Source organism: Paenibacillus silagei, from assembly GCF_017874735.1.
GTDB lineage: Bacteria > Bacillota > Bacilli > Paenibacillales > Paenibacillaceae > Paenibacillus_AQ > Paenibacillus_AQ silagei.
In genome coordinates, this window is record NZ_JAGGLV010000004.1 from 277147 (window position 1) to 294755 (window position 17609).

The following is a 17609-nucleotide window of genomic DNA, read 5'->3' on the forward strand; positions in this document are numbered from 1 at the left end:
GGATGTGATGAGCTTGATCAAATTATTAATCGCAGATGATGAAGCCCTGGTCTGCATCGGACTCCAGTCCATGCTGAAATGGGAGCAATATAACATTGAGATTGTCGGCATCGCCCACAACGGCGCACAGGAGGAAGAAATGATCGACACCCTCCGCCCGGACATTGTAATCAGTGATATCAAAATGCCGATCAAAAGCGGCCTCGAGGTCGCCGGCTCGGTCCGCCGCAAGTACGGGCGGCTTCCGCTGTTCATCATGCTGACCAGCTACGAGGAATTCCAGTATGCGCGCGGAGCGATCGAGGTCCAGGCTACCGATTACCTGGTGAAGCTGGAGCTAACCCCGGAGGCGCTGGCGGAATCGATCTGCAGAGCGATTTCAACACTCGAAGCCTACCAGACCATGGAGAGCTATCCGAAGCTGGTCCATCGCGGCAATCTCCAGGCCCAGCGGGATAAATTCTTCATCCGGCTGTTAAGCGGCCTGTTCGAGAACAAGAACCAGTATCTGCTGCAAAAGGAGGATCTGGAGGTGGACCTCTCCGCGCCGGCTTATCTGGTCTGTACCTGCCGCATTCTCGGGCCGGACACCGTCCCGCCGCGCGGGGATAAGCTGGTGGCCTTATGCTCAAGCACCGTGCAGATGGCAAAGGATACACTGGCCTCCAGAAGCGCCTGCTACGTCACCAGCCTGGATCTGCGCAACTTCGCGCTGACCCTGCCTGTACCGGGCCCGGACCCGCAGCTCTGGATGCAAGACATCCAGAAGCTGCTGGCGGACATGGCCTCCGTACTGCATAATTACTTCAATGTGACCATTATCGGGGCGATCGGCTTCGCGGTGGAAGATCCGTTTTTGCTGCAGGGGAGCTATCTCGCCGCCCGGAAGGCGCTGCCCGCCGCTGTGAAGGAGCGCTCCTTCGTCTTCTTCACGGAAGGCGAAGCCCTCCTGCAGGAGCACCTGCTGTTTGATTTCTCGGAATCGCGGCTGGAGATCCGCAGAGCTTTTGAAGAAATGGATACCCGCGCCCTGCACAGCATCATCTCCCGCATGATCGAGATCTTCGACGGACGGGCCGATCTGCTCGTTCCCGCCACCGATGCCGCCTGCAACATTCTATATATGGCGACCTCCCTGCTCGCGGACGGGGAGAACATGGTGGAGCAGATCTTCGAGCAGGAGCCGGAGGGCTACCGGGCGATCTATCAGATGCATACCATTGAAGAGATTACCGGCTGGCTCGTCCAGTTCCGGGACGGCTGTGTCCGGATGCTCGCCACCCGCAGACAGAGCTATAAGGAGCAGGTGGTGAAGAATGTCCAGGAGTATATCAAAAGAAATCTCGGTACCAAGCTGTCGCTTAATCAAGTCGCGGATGTGTTCAACTTCAGCCCCAACTATCTGAGCCACCTGTTCTCCAAGGTCGCCGGGGTGAACTATGTTGAGTATATCACAGAGACCAAAATCACCGCCGCCAAGGAAATGATGGTCCGCGGCGAAGGCCGGATCTACGAAATCTCCCAGAAGCTGGGCTATGAGAGCGCCTTTTATTTCAGCAAGGTGTTCAAGAAGGTCACCGGGCTCTCTCCCCGGGATTATATACAGCAGATTGAAGGGAATGCGGGAGAGAATTAAACGAAGAACGAAATTAAGAGAAGCATGAGAGGAAGGAAAAGCAAATGAACCAAGGACAAATCGTGTTTCTGAACGGAGTGACCAGCTCCGGCAAAACCTCAATAGTTGAAGCAATACAATCGAGATCGCCGGAATTTTTTTATGTGGTCGCCAATGATCTGTTCGAAGAAACGATCGGAGAACGTTACCTGCGCGAAGATTACTGGAAGTATCTTAGTGAAGCTATTATCATGATGTATCATACCGCCAAATTATTCTCGGATCATGGCAAGCATGTGCTGATTGACGGCATCCTGGTGGAGCGGCCCGGACTTGAGCCTCATTATGAGAAGGTAAAGGAGATTTTCAGCGGATACCCGCTATCCATTGTGGAAGTGTTCTGTCCCCTGGATATCTGCCGCCAGCGCAACCTGGCCCGGGAGCACCGGAGCGAAGATCAGTCGGAGGAGCAGCACAAGCTGATGGCCCGTGACATCGGGTATAGCTATAGGGTGGATACGCATGAGAACACCTCTGAAGAGTGCGCGGATCTGATTGTGGGGCATGTGTTCGGTGCGCGTACTGTAGAATGATATGGATGAGATGGCGTAATAATGCGGAAAAGTAGACAGGGCTGCCGGTATAGGCAGCCTCTTTTTTATTTGCGTACAAACGGAATCATGAGCTGAGGCCTAGCTGTTTCCGAAGAGCAAGAGCCGAACAACAAAGTAAGACTTGCTGTAACCTTGGTACGAACTCCTCCTAGGCTTTTTTGGCATCCAGCGGACTCAGATGACGCTATCACGCGAAAAAACCAACTTTTCTTGTGTTTCCGGACTCAGGAGCGCTTATTTTGCCATTTGCAGCTATAAATGAGGAGTAACGGCTTAGTTAACGCCCTCTGAGTCCGCCTGGCCTGCCTAATGGTGTAATTTGGCGCTGATAAGGTCTTTCCAGTCCGCGAGGATGTTGGGGCGAGACACCCCTCCCTAATGTAAGCGCTCCTCAAAATCTGCTTGAAAGAACTCTAAAGAGATGATAGGATGAAGACGAATATTTAGTAAATTTATTAACTAAAAAGGCGTGAGCAGCTTGGCAACGATTAAAGACATCGCCCGCGAGGCCGGCGTATCGGCCGCAACCGTATCAAGAGTACTAAATAATGACCTGTCTCTGGCGGTCAGTGAGGAGACGCGCAGCCGGGTGTTCGCTGTGGCCGGGCAGCTTGGCTACAAGCCCTCACGGGTACGGCAGCTGAAGCGGGAGAACGAGCTGGGCAGCAAGACTGTCTCTCTTCTGCTCTGGTGCTCGGCCGAAGAGGAACGGGATGACCCTTATTACGGCTCGATCCGGCGCGGCGTGGAGCTGCGCTGTGAGGAGCTGGGCATCCGGCTCGGCCAGACGCTGCGCGGACACAGCACGCCAGCCCCGCTCCGGCCCACAGGTGACGGTCTTATTGTAGTTGGCGGAAGCTTCCAGCCGGGAGAGCTTGCGAAGCTGCACCCGGATACAAGCACCACCGTACTGGTCGACCATTATTCGGAGCGCACGGAATATGACTCCGTGCGGACACATTTCCGGCAGGCTGTCGATCAGGCGCTGGGCCATCTGCTGGAGCTCGGTCACCGCGAGATCGCCTTCATCGGAGGCGGCAGCGGGGAGGAGCGCCGCAGGCATCATTACACCCGGATTATGCAGAGCCAGGGTTGCTATGATCCGGCGCTGATCCGCACGGGAAGCTGGACTAGTGCTGACGGCTACCGGATGATGAGCGAGCTGCTGGCAGGGGTAAAGCGGCCTACGGCCTGCTTCGCCGCCAGTGATCCGCTGGCGGTCGGCGCTCTGCGCGCCCTGCATGATCACGGGATACAGGTGCCTGCCGGGATGGCTGTCGTCGGCTTCGATGATATCGAGATGGCGGCCTATGTTCAGCCTCCGCTGACAACGGTCCGCGCCTATCCCGAGCAGATGGGCAAAGCTGCGGTTCAACTGCTCGCCGAGCGGTTCGAAGGACGCGAAGCCCCTTCGCATTCGATGATCGGCACGAAGCTGATTGTCCGGGAGACCAGCGGCGGGACAGCGGATTAACCGCAGCCCGGCTACCCAGTAATAGTTGTTTTGCCTGTTCCAAGGGTTCCGCAGGAGCAGCACTCAAGTTGGTCCAGATCATCGGACCTTATCCCATCACACAAGGAGTGTTATGATCATGAACATTTTTGCAGACGAATCACTAGGCTTGTTCCATCTTCAGTCCAAAGACACGAGCTATATCATCCAACTGGTAGAGGGTTACCCTGCTCATGTCTACTGGGGCGCACGGCTCCGTCATGATGACAGTCTGGCCGGAGCACTGGAGCTGCGTGAACGTGCCTCCTTCTCGCCAACCCCGGTGCTAACGCGGCCTTCGCTCTCTCTGGATGCCCTGCCTCAGGAGTATCCGCAGTATGGAACGAGCGACTTCCGGCGGCCGGCCTATCAGGTTCAGCTAGCTGACGGCACGCGGATCTCTGAACTCAAATATGCGGGATACACCATTACACCAGGCAAGCCGGCACTCGAAGGACTGCCTGCCGTGTATGCGGAGAATGAAGCAGAAGCACAGACACTGGAGCTTACCCTGAAAGATGACTACGCTGGTCTAACGGTTAGACTGCTCTACACCGTATTCGCCGATCATAACGCGATTACCCGTTCCGTCCGCTTCGAGCATAACGGCGAAGCCCCGCTCCGGCTGGAGCAGGCGCTTAGCGCATCCGTCGATTTCGCCGATTCCTCTTACGATACGCTGCATCTGAGCGGCGCATGGGCCAGAGAGCGCCATGTGCAGCGCCGTCCGCTTACTCCGGGCGCCGCCTTGTCACTGGAGAGCCGCCGCGGCTCAAGCAGCCACCAGACCAATCCGTTCATTGCGCTGCTACGTCACGGCGCAGATGAAGACCAGGGGGATGTCTACGGCTTCAGCCTCGTCTACAGCGGCAGCTTCGCCGCCACTGCTGAGGTTGAGCAGTTCGGACAGACCCGTGTAAGCATCGGGATTAATCCATTCGACTTCTCCTGGCTGCTGGAGCCGGGCCAATCCTTCCAGACCCCGGAGGCCGTGCTCGTCTATTCCGGTGAAGGTCTCGGCGGCATGTCGCGTACCTATCACCGGCTGTACCGGACCCGGCTCTGCCGTGGTGTTCACCGTGATCAGGCCCGGCCGATTCTGGTCAACAACTGGGAGGCGACTTACTTCGACTTCGATGCGGACAAAATCGCAACCATCGCCAAAGCAGCAGGCCCGCTCGGCATTGAGCTATTCGTCCTTGACGACGGCTGGTTCGGCAGACGCGACAAGGATAACAGCTCACTCGGCGACTGGTTCGAGGACCGCCGCAAGCTGCCTGAAGGTCTGGCGGATCTGGCCGACCGGGTCAACAAGGAAGGCGTACAGTTCGGTCTATGGGTGGAGCCGGAGATGGTCTCGCCGGACAGTGAGCTGTACCGCAAGCACCCGGACTGGTGCCTGCATGCCGCAGGACGCCGCCGCACAGAAGGCCGCAACCAGCTAATCCTGGACCTCTCCCGCCCGGAAGTCTGCGACTATCTGTATGAGACATTAAGCGCGGTCTTTTTCAGTGCCCCGATCCGCTATATCAAGTGGGACATGAACCGTAATATGACCGAGATAGCTTCTGCCAAAGCCAGCCCTGAGCGGCAAAAAGAAACCGCCCACCGCTATATGCTAGGGCTGTACAATTTGCTGGAGCGCCTGACCTCGCGCTTCCCGGACATTCTGTTCGAGAGCTGCTCCGGCGGCGGCGGCCGGTTCGATCCGGGAATCCTGTTCTATATGCCGCAGACCTGGACCAGTGACAACACCGATGCGGTAGAACGCCTGGCGATTCAATACGGCACCAGTATTGTCTATCCGGCCAGCAGCATGGGCGCACATGTGTCTGATGTTCCGAACCATCAGGTAGACCGCATCACCACCCTAGCTACACGCGGGGATGTGGCGATGAGCGGCAACTTCGGTTATGAGCTGGACCTCACAAAGTTCACCGAAGCGGAGAAGGACCTGGCTACCCGGCAGATTGCCCAGTACAAGGAGATCCGCACATTGGTGCAGCAAGGGGATATGTACCGTCTGCTGAGTCCGTTCGAGGGTAGTGGCGACACCGCCTGGATGTTCGTCAGCGAGGACAAGACCGAAGCCTTCGTCGCTTATTTCCGCGTGCTGGCCATACCGAATCCTCCGATCTCGCGCCTTACGCTCAAAGGACTCAATCCCGAGCTGGATTATGTCATTGAGACGGGGGCAAAAGGCAGCAACGGGCATGTCCACGGCGGCGCAGAAGCCTCTGCACCTGCAGATGGCGTCAGCTCCGCTCCATTCCAGACCGCCTTTGACGGTACACCGCTGGGCGGTGACCGCCTGATGCGTATCGGTCTTGTGGTCTCCGACCTGCGCGGGGATTACGCCAGCTGCACCTACCGCCTGAGAGCGGTGCAGCGCTGATCTACAGCTTCAGACATACCACAGGCGTCAGCCTCCTTTTGGAGATTGACGCCTGTTTTTTTGTGGAGAGATGCAGTCAGGAAGGGGCTTGCTGCCGTTTCATTAACTACTTACTGCCTCCCCTACTCCTCTTCTACTCCTGTCCATGCTCATGATCCCGGCCAAGTAACCCGCTGAGCGCCTCAGTCACGTTCATGCCGGTAAGTGTCTGGGTCAGCTCTGGAACCTGGGCCATGATTTTGGCGATATCACCCGTAATCTTGTTCACGCCTGAGGAAGCCCCGTCCTGGGAGATGACGGTGATCTTATCTACCTTGGCCAGCGGGGAGGCGATTTTCTCAGCCAGCTCGGGCAGGATTTTCAGGAATTCCACGGTCAGGGCGGCTTGAGTGAACTGTTTGTACGCCTCAGCCTTCTTCTGCAGCGCTCCCGCTTCCGCCGCTCCGGCGAGCTGGACGATCTCCGCATTCGCCTTCCCTTTTGCCAATTCCGCCTCCGCTGTTGCCAGTCCGCGCTTGGTCGTCGTAGCGGCTTCGGCTTCCGCCTCCAGAATCTGCCGCTGCTTGGCGGCTTCCGCTCTCATGATCGTTGCTTGATTCTCTGCCTGGGCCGGCTTGATTACCGTCGCTTCCAGCTCCCGCTGTCTCAGCTCGACCTCGATCTCCCGGACTGTGCGGTTGGCTTCGGCCTCCATCTGTGTGATTTTGACCTGTTCCGTAACCAGCGACTGCTTGATCTTATTCTGCTGCAATTCGTACGCCAGATCCGCCTGTGCCTTCTTCACCTCGGTCTCCAGCTTGAAGTCCGCCTGCTTAATGTTCAGCTCCTTCTCGAACAGCGATTCCTTCGCACGGGCAGCGGTTCCTGCTTCAATCGTCGCCTGATGCGCATTGGCTTTGGCAATGGAGGATTCCTTCTCCGCCTCGGCCTGCTTGATCTGAATATCGCGTTCGGCTTCAGCCTTGGCGATGCTGGCATCACGGCGAATCCGCTCAATCTCAGGCACCCCCATATTGTCGATGTACCCTTTGTCGTCAGTAATTTTCTTGATGGTGAAGCTGACGACCTCCAGCCCCATCTTGTCGAGATCCTCCGAGCAGGTCTCCCGCATCTTGCTGTTGATTTCGTCTGGGGTCTTGAGTATAGATTCTACACTGAGCTGCCCGATTAGGCCGCGCAGATGGCCCTCCACCGAATGCAGAATAATCGTCTCACGGTCCTCTTCCGGCCGGTCAATGAACTGCTCGCTGGCTGTGAGAATAGCGGTTGGATCGCTTTTGATCTTAATCTGGGCGACCGCCTCCAGGTTCAGCTTGATGCCCTGGCGGGAAAACATGGCCTGCGCCGGGATCACATCGAAGCTCATCAGCATCATGGAGATGGTTTTATTGTTCTGGAAGCCGGGGATGACGAATGTCCCGCCGCCCTGGACCACTCTTTTACCGCCGAGACCGTATACGATCATGGCCTGATTAGGCGGAACCTTTTTATACGCAGTCACAATACTGGTTAACGCCAGCAGAATTACAACAACAATAGCTCCGGTTACATATAAAATTAACATTTGCTCCGACACTCCCCGTTAGTTTTGTTCCATTTCCCTCTCGAACAAAGTGACCGCTGCGATCCCCTTATCCGTCTTCACAATAATCACCCGATCGCCCCGCAATAGCGACTGACCGGATTCGGCCCGCACACCGATGGAGCGCATGGTCCCATGCAGCACATACTTCATCTCTCCCACGGCCCCATCCGCTGCGGCGATGCTGATATAGCCGAGCTGGCCTGCCGGATCATAATCGAGTTCACTCATACTGCTGTCATACCGGGTCATCACCCGGGCCAGTACCGTGTAGAGCAGGATGCCCGGCAGCAGGGCGATCAAGGTACAGACCAGTACTACGGCGAGCAGTTGCATCCCGCTGTACTTGACAAGCATATACCCCGTGCCGCCCCAGACGGTGACAAACACCATCAGCGGAAGAATCGGGAGAAAGCCTGGCCCCCCGGCATCCCCTCCCCCGACATGCAGGTGGCCTACCAGACCGTGCCCATGAATGCTGCCGCTTAGGATAAGCACGAGGCCAACCCAGAAGCAGACGATAAATACAGTAGCGATGGGAACCCCCTCCTTTCAATGTAATATGGCTATAAGAAAATTGACTGTAGTGGAGATGCGGAAACTGACTGTAGTGGCGATGCGGAAACTGACTATTGTGGTGCATAAACTGAATAATTAGTGTTGTTATAAGATTCATTTGTGCTTCCACCCGTCGCTGCCTGGTTGTGTATGGCAGAGGCGAAGTTGGATTCAAGGGCACTTGTGCTCTTCATTTGCTCTTTTGGCCAACTTTCCTGAGATTCAGGGGCACTTGTGCTCTTCATTTGCTCGTTTAGCCAACATTCCCGGGATTCAGGGGCACTTGTGCTCTTCATTTGCTCGTTTAGCTAACTTTCCTGGAATTCAGGGGCACTTGTGCTCTTCATTTCCACCTCCAGCCCACTTCCAGCGCAATCTGTGGGATTTATCCCTCTCATTTCCGCATCCAGCCCACTTTCAGCCTATTCAGTGGGATTTATGTCTTTCCTGCACAGCAAAAAGACCACAGCAGCAGCAGGGCTCTCCGTGGTCGGTTACTCGATCATGGCGCTCATCCTCTCTCTTCGAGGCTTACGGGGTTAGCTGACGGATTCGGGCAGCGAGATTGCCCTACCTCACCAGAGCCATAGTAGCACACTGGCAAGGATTCACCCCGGGTACTCAGCAGCCTATCCTTAAGCCGCCTGCACCAGTTGGTTCCCCCGTTCCCGTTACGGAATTCAGCCATTTCAAGAACAGTGTCATTTCATTCGGTTGTTGATTGAATCTTACGCCTGCAGCCATTTAATGTAAAACCTCACGGATGACAAAAGAAGTCAATAATGCTGTCCCTTCGTGAATGAAGGCGCATTCTTCAGCTCTGCTCTTATCCGCCCGGGGATTTGCTCGCGCTATCGTCTGTTTACACCCATCCTACTCACCTACTCACCTACTCACCTACTCACTTACTCACCTACTCACCTACTCACCTACTCACCTACTCACCTACTCACTTACTCACTTACTCACCTACTCACCTACTCACCTACTCACTTACTCACTTACTCACCTACTCACTTACTCACTTACTCACTTACTCACTTACTCACTTACTCACTTACTCACTTACTCACTTACTCACTTACTCACTTACTCACTTACTCACTTATTCACTTATTCTCCTACTCTTACTCCCACTCTAGCTCTCACTCCTCATTTACTCACTTACTTCCCACTCCCTTCCCCACGCCCTCCTAACTTAATCTCCTACCCCCCCACCTTTTTTTCTCAGCCCATTACTCCAAATTTAAAATATTCACATTTCCGTCACTCGATGCTCATTGTGCAATCTTTCCCTTTAAGCAATAATAGAACCTATAGATTCTCTAGAACTTATAGATTTCAGGGAAAGGAGGAACATTTACTTTTGAATTCCAAACTGAATCTGCGGGACAAAAAAAAAGAAGCTACCGCCTATGCCTTAGCCGTAGCGGCCTTCGAGCTTGCGCTTGAGCATGGGATGGATGGCTTCATTGTGGATGATGTTGTTCAGAAGGCTGGATATTCCCGGCGGACTTTTGCGAATTACTTCTCCTGTAAGGAGGAGGCAGTCGCCGCCTATTTCATTGGCATTATTGCTGTCCAAGAGAAAGAGAATAACCCGCTGGCTGCTCTGCCGTCGGATGCTACACCGCTCGATGCCCTGTACAATCTGCTGAAGCTGCAATTCACCTCGGAGTTCCTGCATAAGCTGCGGCAGTTCGTCTCCCTGGCGAATCAATATCCGTCCCTGGAGCCTTACATTCTCAATGTCTTCCGGCATTTGCAGATCACTGCCCAGGAGACACTGGAGCAGTTCACCCGTGGACGGTATGCCGATGGATATACCCACCTGCTGGTAGGTGCCGTCTATGGGGCCTTCGTGCCTATCCTGGACGGACGGCTGAACGTCATGCTGCCGGGTGAGCAGCAGAGCGGGGAATCCGGGGCTATGCCGTTTGAACAATACCTGAATTCCATGTTTGCTTATTTACGCAACGGCTTCTAAATTCACAGATAAAGAGGAGAAACCACTACATGTCTACCTTTCTATACCGCTTAGGTAAATCGGCTTATGCCAAGCCCTGGGCCTTCATTGCAGTCTGGATCATTGTACTCGGAGTTGTAGGCACCCTGATTGGAGTCAATGGCATTCAATCCAGCTCCGAGATGAAAATTGAAGGCACAGAGTCGCAAAAGGTGCTGGATAAGCTGACAAAAGAGCTGCCCGCTGCGGCCGGAGGCCAGGCTAGTATCGCCTTCACAGTACCGGACGGGGAGCGTCTTGATACGCCTGAGCGTACAGCACTGCTTCTAAAAGCTATTAATGATGTGTACAACATGGAATATGTCATCAACCCTGCCGAACTGGCAGCACAAGCAGCGGCCGCCGCTGCCGGTCAAGCCGCTACTGATCCTTCCGCCGCTGCTGGCCAAGCCGCTGCCGATCCTTCCGCTGCCACTGGTCAAGCTGCTGCCGATCCTTCCGCTGCCACTGGTCAAGCTGCTGCCGATCCTTCCGCCGCCGCGGGTCAAGCCGCTGCTGATCCTTCCGCTGCCACTGGTCAAGCCGCTGCCGATCCTTCCGCCGCTGCGGGTCAAGCTGCAGCTGATCCTTCCGCCGCTGCTGGTCAAGCCGCTGCTGCTCAGGCAGCACCGTTCGGTCCGCTGATTGTCCAAGGCGCTCCGGTTCCCGGCGTGATGCTGTCGGCTAACGGCAGCATTGCCCTGTTCCAGTTCCAGTTCACGGTTCAGCAGACATCTCTGCCATCGGAGGTGCCGGACAACATTATCGATGCCGTGACCGAAGTTGAACAGTCCGGTTCAGGCATTACCGCGATTCCAAGCGACTCGCTCAAAAGCTTGCCGGCCATCGGCTCCACGGAAGCGATCGGCGTAGCCGTTGCTGCCATCGTATTGTTCATGACGCTGGGCTCAGTCGTTGCCGCCGGGCTGCCGCTGCTGACCGCACTTCTCGGAGTAGGCATTAGCGTCGGAGGTGCCTTTGCCCTCGGCAGCCTGATCCAGATGAACGATATTACACCGGTTCTTGCCGTGATGATTGGTCTCGCCGTGGGGATTGACTACTCGCTGTTCATTGTGAACCGCCAGCGCCGTCTGATCCTGGATGAGAAATTAAGCGCAGCCGAAGCAGCCAGCCGTGCACTGGGCACCGCAGGCAGCGCGGTATTCTTCGCCGGTCTGACCGTTATTATCGCCTTATGCGGCATGCTCGTCATCGGCATCGGCTTCTTATCGACAATGGCACTTGTGGCTGCGGCCAGTGTTCTGATTAACGTCCTGTTGGCATTGTCCCTGCTGCCTGCGCTGCTCGGCCTGGTCGGTGAACGGATCGTAACCGCCAAAGCCCGGACCAAGCACAGCACCGCTGCCAAAAAATCGCAGCACAGCTTCTCGCACCGCTGGGCAAATGCCACGGTGAAATACCGCTGGGCCATCATTGTGCTGGTGGTGCTGGTGCTTGGCACAGCCGCCATTCCAGTGACCAAGATGGAGCTGGGTATTCCATCAGGCGCCTCGGCGAACCTGGATACTCCGGCCCGTCAGAGCTATGATGTCATCTCCAAAGGGTTTGGCGAAGGCTTCAACGGCCCGCTGCTGCTGGTTGCTGAGACAAAGAATCCGTCTGAGAAGATCTCCATGCCGATCCTGGGCAAGCTGGTTCAGGAGCTGCAAATGCACGACAATGTGACCCTGGTCTCTCCGCTCGGTGTCAGTCCCACCGGCGATATCGCCATTATCAGCCTGATTCCGAAGACAGGGCCCACAGATACCGCAACCAGAGACCTGGTACAGGAGCTGCGTGATCCAGCGTCCAGCCTGACCACCGGCAACAATATTAATCTTGGCGTGACCGGCTTCACCGCCATCAATATTGATATGTCCTCGAAGCTGTCCGATGCCTTCCCTGTATACATCGGGATCATCGTTATCCTGTCGCTGATCATTCTGCTCTTGGTATTCCGGTCCATTATCGTACCTATCAAAGCAACCGTCGGCTTCGTGTTAAGTATTATTGCCACCTTCGGCGTAACCACCGCCGTCTATCAATGGGGCTGGCTGCATTCGCTGTTCGGCTTCGATACCGGCGGACCGCTGCTAAGCTTCATGCCGATCCTGGTCACCGGTATTCTGTACGGACTCGCCATGGATTATCAGGTCTTCCTGGTCAGCTCCATGCGTGAAGCTTATGTCCACGGCCGCCATGGCAAGGACAGTGTTATTCACGGCTATGATCTGGCCAGCCGGGTCGTACTGGCCGCAGGTGTGATCATGGTGTCCGTCTTCGCCGGCTTCATCTTCGCCCCTGATGCGATGATTAAGCAGATCGGCTTCGCGCTGGCCTTCGGCATCCTGATCGATGCCTTCATCATCCGGATGACGCTTGTTCCGGCCGTCATGGCCGTCTTCGGCGACAAAGCCTGGTGGCTGCCGAAATGGCTGGACCGCCTGCTGCCGAATCTCGATGTCGAAGGCGATAAGCTGATCGCCAAGCTGAATGCCGAGAGCGGACACAAGCACTAAATTCGCCACACACAAAGCGGAGACCTGGCTTCGATGAATAGTCAGGTACTTTGCGGGACTCCAGGACATGTACATCTCCCCGGAATAACGGACGGCACTCCCGCCGTTCTCCATGTACAAATAGAGCCTGCGGCATCGTCCGCAGGCTCTATTTTGATATAACGGCTATAATTGAATTCAAATACTAAGGAGGAGTACCCATGAACATCATAGAACTGGATCTTACCCAGAATCAGCAGGAAATCTCCCGCTTACTGGAGGAACACAGCCGCCGCATGGACAGCAGCATTCCGCCCTACCAGCGCGAGGTGATCTCCCTGGCGGCCTATGAGAACGGCGTCTTCATCGGTGGAGTTACCGGGGATATGGTCTGGAATATTCTGAATGTGCACTTGCTGGCTGTGGATCCCGGGTACAGGGGGCATGGACTCGGCAAGGCCCTGCTGGAAGAGCTGGAGCACAGAGCCAGGCAACGCGGCTGTAAGGTAAGCGAGTTGACCACGATGAGCTGGCAGGCGCCGTTTTTTTATCAGAAGCAGGGGTATGAGATCTTCGGCGAGATCAAAGATTGTCCGCATGAAGGGCAGAGCAAATATTATCTCCAGAAAAACCTGAAGCCCGGTTCCCCCTCCTAACGAGGTCCCGGCGCTTCGCGCCATCCCGTTCAAGCCACACTGAAAATCACGTGCTTCCCGCCCGCCAGCGCCTTCCCGTAGAAGTCCAGCAGGCCTGCAAATTCACCCTTCAAAGCTGCCCTCAGCTCCTCCGCTACACCATCCGTCTTCAATTGATCGAAGTCCACCTGCTGCATCGCCGCAATAATGTCCTCCAATTCATCCTGCTCGGTGCACGCGAAGAACCCGTCCTCCTCTTCCACCTCAAACACATGGACCCCGACAACAGCTTCACTTAACGGATCGCCTTCGATAGGTTCACTGGCCGAGACTCCGGTTAGCGCGAGATGCAGCTCCTCCCACAGCTTGTCGATATCGTAATATTCACTTCCGCTTTCAATCAGCTTCTCCAGCGTATCCATCAGCTCTGAACCGTCCATCTCCATCATGCGCTCCAGTGTATCCTCATCCACCATGACATATTGACCCAGCATCCCCATCTGTCATTCCTCCCTCAATAAAATACAGCTGCCCGCGCTCCACTCTCCTTACAGAATAGGCGACAACAGCCGGGAAATCCCCTCTTTCAGCTTGATCACCAGCGAGCGCTGCGCATAACGTTCAACGGTCAGCTCAGAGCACAGTCTGACATCGTTCAGGAAAATGTCCTGGAGCTGTTCGGCAATCGCCCGGTCATACACAATGGCATTCACTTCGAAGTTCAGCCGGAAGCTGCGCGAATCGATATTCATCGTTCCGACAGAAGCAACCTCTCCGTCAGCGACAATCGTTTTGGCGTGCAGGAAGCCGTTCTCATAGAGCAGGATTTTGGCCCCGTAATTCAGCAGATCTCCGGCATACGCCCAGGTGGCCCAATACACGAACGGATGGTCAGGCTTGTTAGGGATCATGATCTGCAGATCGACTCCGGAGAGCAGGGCGATTTTGCAGGCGTCCATGAAGCTGGTGTCCGGTATGAAGTATGGGGTCTGGATGTACACACTTTTTTTAGCCGATAAAATAAGCTTGATGTACATATTCTTCAGATGCTCGGTGGACGAATTGGGGCCGCTTGTAATAATCTGCACCGGGCTTGTCCCTGTATGGGGCTCCATGTTGAAGACAAATTCCCCGTAATCCCCGCGCTCATGCATCCCCGCCTGATGCCAGTCCAGGATGAATCTGCCCTGAATATGGCTGACGGCGTTACCGGTGATCCGGAGATGGGTGTCCCGCCAATAGCCGAATTTCTTGTCCAGCCCCAGGTACTCATCCCCCACATTGAAGCCGCCGATATAGGCGATGCTTCCGTCAATAATACACAGCTTGCGGTGATTCCTGTTGTTGATCCGGAAGTTCAGCGGCTTGAGCAGGGACGGGAAGAACACTTCAACCTCGCCCCCTGCTGCACGTAATTCTCTGAAAAAATGCCGTGAAATCCGCTTCGAGCCGACTTCATCATATAACAGCCGCACCTTCACGCCTTCCATGGCCTTCACGATCAGCATATCCCTCAGCTCCCGGCCCAGACGGTCCGGCTGAATGATGTAATACTGAATGTTGATCTCTGCGCGGGCAGAGCGGATATCCTCGAATAACGCGGCGAACTTCTGATGGCCGTCACTGTAAATAACAATCTCATTATCGCTGGATAACAGGCCGTGCGACGAACGGATATTCATGTTGATGAGCTGGGCATAGTTCGTCAGCAGCTGCGACCTGTCATCCGCCCCTTCCACGAAGGCTGCCAGCTGCTTGTCAGCTTCGGCCTGGACATATTCCTGCTCCTCGATGAAGAGCTTGTAGAAATTCTTTTTTTTGAGATTGCGTCCAAAGAAGATATACAAGACAAATCCCAGAATCGGGATGAAAAACAATACCATCAGCCAGGCCCAGGTGTACCCCGCCTCCCTGCGTTCAATGAACAGAAAGCCCAGGGCCAGAATGATGTTAATGAGGGTGACGACTGTGGTTAGACTTGCAAATTCCATGCTCTTTCCCCTTTTCTCTCTGTCTCTCTCTGCTGCCTAAAAGTCCTCCAGCACCTTGGACCTGTCGCCATGGATCCTGTCCAGATGCTCCTCTCCCCAGTAGCATAACAGGTCCAGCGCAGGCTTCAGCCCCCAGCCGTAGGCCGTCAGCTCATACTCCACTCTGGGAGGAATCTCCTGGTAGATGGTCCGTGAGATAATCTCATCGTTCTCCAGCCCTCTTAGCTGGGCAGTCAGCACTTTCTGGGTTAAGCCCGGAATGAGCCGCAGCAGCTCGGAGGTTCGCTTCTGTCCGGTCATAAGATGGTAGATAATTAACGGCTTCCACTTGCCGCCCATCACTTCCAGCGCCGCCTCTACGCCTACTTTGTACTTTTTGGGAACGCTATCGCCATTCTGTTCAGTCATTGCTTCTGCCTCCATTATGTAGGGTACCTCAATGTTCCTATGGAACATACACCTTCCTATAGAACAGCAAAGTGCGTACTTCCGGATTATTTTATTCCTGTTTATAATAGCATCAGCCAAGGAACATGGCTACAAACCTGCTATTAAGAAAGGTAGTGAAGATACAAGCATGAGCGTATTAATCGTCGTATCACACCCGAGACAAGATTCCCTGACCTTCCAGGTCGCCCGCCGTTTCGCAGAGGGATTGAGCCAGGCCGGCCATGGCTATGAGATATTGGATTTGCATGGGATAGGATTTGACCCTGTTCTACAGGGGAGAGAGGAACTCAATATGACCGCAGGTGAAGAGGAACAGCCCTATTCTCCTGAATTAGAGCGGGAAATGGAGCGGTTGCGGCAGCATGACGGCCTGGCATTTGTTTTTCCGCTGTGGTGGTGGCATCTGCCGGCCATGCTGAAGGGGTATATCGACCGGGTGCTGAACAACAGGGTTGCCTACGGCACAAGTAATCTGCATGATTATCGTGCCCTATGGCTGGCTCTGGCAGGCGTAACAGAGGAACAGATGAAGAAACGTAATTATGATGAGGCCACTACGCGTCTGCTGAACGTAGGAATTGCCGATTACTGCGGAATCACAGACTCCAAGGTTGAATTCTTTTACGAGACCCTGGATTCGCCGCCCGCGCATTATGAAGCGCTGCTGGAACAGGCCTATCAGGCGGGATTACATTATGGCAAGGGAGAGAACTGACACATCACAGGAATAAGGGAAATCACAGCATCACATCAAATTCATTCACATAAACTGCATTGCCAGTCACTTCTATAGTGTTGCCGTTGTCCGACACGGACACCTGCACTCTACCGTCCCTGCCGATCTCAAGGCCCTGCTCAATCAGCAGCTCGAAGGAGGAGGCTTGTCCTTGTCCTTGTCCTTGTCCTTGTCCTTGTCCTTGTCCGCCGATGTACCTGGAATAATAAGCCCCCATCACCCCGGAGGCGGTGCCAGTCACCGGGTCCTCGGTGGTCCCAGAGAACGGGGAGGAGAAATGGCGGGCGTGCATATGCGCCTCAGAATCATACGTCTCCAGACAAAACGGGTGAATGGACGAGCGGGGCATCTCCTTCAGCACCTCAGCGAACCGCTGGTTGTCCGGCACCATCCGGGTGAAGGCGTCAAGGCTTGTGACCGGGACCAGTAAGGTCCACGTTCCGGTGCTGCCGTACATGGTCGGCAGGGTCTGATCAATATCACCGGGTTCAAGGCCGATCGAGCGGGCCAGGTCCTCAAGCGATCCGTTAAAGGGTTGAAACTGGGGACTGGCCTGTCTCATCGTCATATAGAGGCTGTCGTGATCTTCTGTGAAACGGACCGGGAGAATCCCTGCCTTGGTCTCGATGGTCAGCTCGCTGGCGTCTCCCAGCAGACCCTTGGTCTTCATGGCATATAACAACGCCATAGTCCCGTGGCCGCAGAGATTAATCTCATGCCCCGGGGTAAAATAGCGGATTCTGAGATCCGCCAGGTTGGATTTTAACGGAAACGCCGTCTCATTGAAACCCACCTTCGCTGTGATCTCCTGCATTTGCTGCTCCGTGAGACCCTCGCCGTCCAGGACAACTCCTGCCGGGTTCCCCTTGTTCGGAATGCTGCTGAACGCATCGTAATGATAGACTTTGATGTTCTGCACACCTGCACCGCCTGTCTTTTTTGAGTAATATGATAGCATAAATGTATATAATGTGAATTTTAGATATTTAGGCATCATGATATGTTCGGTTTTCCGCATACATTCAGTTCATGGAAGCC

General features: G+C 54.9%; 14 protein-coding genes and 1 riboswitch. Of the genes, 8 read left to right on the forward strand and 6 right to left on the reverse strand.

What is annotated here, in order from left to right:
- Nucleotides 1-13: 13 nt before the first annotated feature.
- The 4 genes from J2Z70_RS08525 (at nucleotide 14) to J2Z70_RS08540 (ending at nucleotide 6116) form a co-directional block, all read left to right on the forward strand.
- Nucleotides 14-1636: a response regulator transcription factor gene (locus J2Z70_RS08525; protein WP_209871534.1), complete on the forward strand. Its 1623-nt coding sequence runs from the start codon at nucleotides 14-16 to the stop codon at nucleotides 1634-1636.
- Between the two features lie 44 nt (nucleotides 1637-1680).
- On the forward strand, nucleotides 1681-2208 hold the full coding sequence (locus J2Z70_RS08530; protein WP_076085899.1) for a phosphotransferase-like protein: 528 nt from the start codon (nucleotides 1681-1683) through the stop codon (nucleotides 2206-2208).
- A gap of 499 nt (nucleotides 2209-2707) precedes the next feature.
- Nucleotides 2708-3703, forward strand: coding sequence for a LacI family DNA-binding transcriptional regulator (locus tag J2Z70_RS08535; protein ID WP_209871537.1), 996 nt, complete (start codon nucleotides 2708-2710; stop codon nucleotides 3701-3703).
- A 118-nt stretch (nucleotides 3704-3821) separates the two neighbouring features.
- Complete coding sequence (locus J2Z70_RS08540) at nucleotides 3822-6116, forward strand: alpha-galactosidase (RefSeq protein WP_209871540.1); 2295 nt, start codon at nucleotides 3822-3824, stop codon at nucleotides 6114-6116.
- A 133-nt stretch (nucleotides 6117-6249) separates the two neighbouring features.
- Here J2Z70_RS08540 and J2Z70_RS08545 read toward each other — a convergent pair whose 3' ends face one another.
- Nucleotides 6250-7680 (reverse strand): flotillin family protein, encoded by a 1431-nt coding sequence (locus J2Z70_RS08545; protein WP_209871543.1) that lies wholly within the window; start codon nucleotides 7678-7680, stop codon nucleotides 6250-6252.
- An 18-nt stretch (nucleotides 7681-7698) separates the two neighbouring features.
- Entirely contained in the window at nucleotides 7699-8235 is a 537-nt protein-coding gene (locus tag J2Z70_RS08550) for an NfeD family membrane protein (RefSeq protein WP_483428534.1), read from the reverse strand.
- Nucleotides 8236-8769: 534 nt separating this feature from the next.
- Nucleotides 8770-8952, reverse strand: a riboswitch (cyclic di-AMP (ydaO/yuaA leader).
- A 670-nt stretch (nucleotides 8953-9622) separates the two neighbouring features.
- Between J2Z70_RS08550 and J2Z70_RS08555 the strand changes: the two genes are divergently transcribed.
- The 3 genes from J2Z70_RS08555 (at nucleotide 9623) to J2Z70_RS08565 (ending at nucleotide 13415) form a co-directional block, all read left to right on the forward strand.
- Nucleotides 9623-10243, forward strand: coding sequence for a TetR/AcrR family transcriptional regulator (locus tag J2Z70_RS08555; RefSeq protein WP_245368076.1), 621 nt, complete (start codon nucleotides 9623-9625; stop codon nucleotides 10241-10243).
- A 29-nt stretch (nucleotides 10244-10272) separates the two neighbouring features.
- A complete protein-coding gene (locus J2Z70_RS08560; RefSeq protein WP_209871553.1) occupies nucleotides 10273-12780 on the forward strand; it encodes an MMPL family transporter in 2508 nt (835 codons plus the stop codon).
- A gap of 200 nt (nucleotides 12781-12980) precedes the next feature.
- Nucleotides 12981-13415 carry a GNAT family N-acetyltransferase gene (locus tag J2Z70_RS08565; protein WP_209871556.1) on the forward strand — a complete coding sequence of 145 codons (435 nt, stop codon included), beginning with the start codon at nucleotides 12981-12983 and terminating at the stop codon, nucleotides 13413-13415.
- 29 nt (nucleotides 13416-13444) lie between these two features.
- Here J2Z70_RS08565 and J2Z70_RS08570 read toward each other — a convergent pair whose 3' ends face one another.
- The 3 genes from J2Z70_RS08570 to J2Z70_RS08580 are packed head-to-tail and all read right to left on the reverse strand — an operon-like array spanning nucleotide 13445 to nucleotide 15793.
- Nucleotides 13445-13894, reverse strand: coding sequence for a DUF1877 family protein (locus J2Z70_RS08570; protein WP_209871559.1), 450 nt, complete (start codon nucleotides 13892-13894; stop codon nucleotides 13445-13447).
- Between the two features lie 48 nt (nucleotides 13895-13942).
- Entirely contained in the window at nucleotides 13943-15385 is a 1443-nt protein-coding gene (gene cls, locus J2Z70_RS08575; protein ID WP_209871562.1) for a cardiolipin synthase, read from the reverse strand.
- 36 nt (nucleotides 15386-15421) lie between these two features.
- Nucleotides 15422-15793, reverse strand: a complete 372-nt coding sequence (locus tag J2Z70_RS08580) for a winged helix-turn-helix transcriptional regulator (RefSeq protein WP_036731582.1) — start codon at nucleotides 15791-15793, stop codon at nucleotides 15422-15424.
- Nucleotides 15794-15962: 169 nt separating this feature from the next.
- On the opposite strand from J2Z70_RS08580, the gene J2Z70_RS08585 reads away from it, so the two are divergent.
- Nucleotides 15963-16550 carry an NAD(P)H oxidoreductase gene (locus tag J2Z70_RS08585; protein WP_209871564.1) on the forward strand — a complete coding sequence of 196 codons (588 nt, stop codon included), beginning with the start codon at nucleotides 15963-15965 and terminating at the stop codon, nucleotides 16548-16550.
- A gap of 22 nt (nucleotides 16551-16572) precedes the next feature.
- Here the strand turns inward: J2Z70_RS08585 and J2Z70_RS08590 are convergent, their stop codons facing one another.
- Nucleotides 16573-17490, reverse strand: a complete 918-nt coding sequence (locus tag J2Z70_RS08590; protein WP_209871567.1) for a PhzF family phenazine biosynthesis protein — start codon at nucleotides 17488-17490, stop codon at nucleotides 16573-16575.
- Nucleotides 17491-17609 lie beyond the last annotated feature (119 nt).